Below are 524 nucleotides of genomic sequence, written 5' to 3' on the forward strand. Positions count from 1 at the left end.
GGTGCCGGTCACGGTGATGGTGACCGTCTTGGGTGCACTGACGCCGCCATCGTTATCGGTAGCGGTATAGCTGAAGGTGACGTCGCGACTTTCGCCCGCGGCGAGACTGTCGAAGTCGGTGCCCGGCGTGAAGTTGTAGCTGCCGTCGCTATTAAAGCTGAGGCTACCGTTGCCGGTGCCGACATCCGTTGCCAGGTCGTAACCGGCGATCGTCCCATCGACATCGGTCGCGACCGGCACTTGCCCGCTGAGAACGCTGTTCTCGCCGGTGGTTTGGGTATCGGCGACGGCCACCGGTGCATCGTTAGTCCCCGTGACGGTGATGGTGACCGTCTTCGGTGCACTGACGCCGCCGTCGTTATCGGTGGCGGTGTAGCTGAAGGTGACGTCGCGGCTCTCGCCGGCGGCCAGAGTGTCGAAGTCGGTGCCCGGGGCGAAGCTGTAGGAACCGTCGGCGTTGAAGTTCAGCGTTCCGTTACCCTGACCTACGCCGGTGTCGAGTGCGTAGCTGGCGATGGTGCCAT

At 63.7% G+C, this 524-nt stretch carries 1 protein-coding gene; it reads right to left on the reverse strand.

The annotated features are described in order from the left end of the window. The coding region (locus BTW07_RS19210; RefSeq protein WP_208605457.1) for an Ig-like domain-containing protein at positions 1-524 on the reverse strand (524 nt) is incomplete at both ends.

Origin of the sequence: Salinicola socius (genome assembly GCF_001937195.1) — a bacterium.
GTDB classification, from domain to species: domain Bacteria; phylum Pseudomonadota; class Gammaproteobacteria; order Pseudomonadales; family Halomonadaceae; genus Salinicola; species Salinicola socius.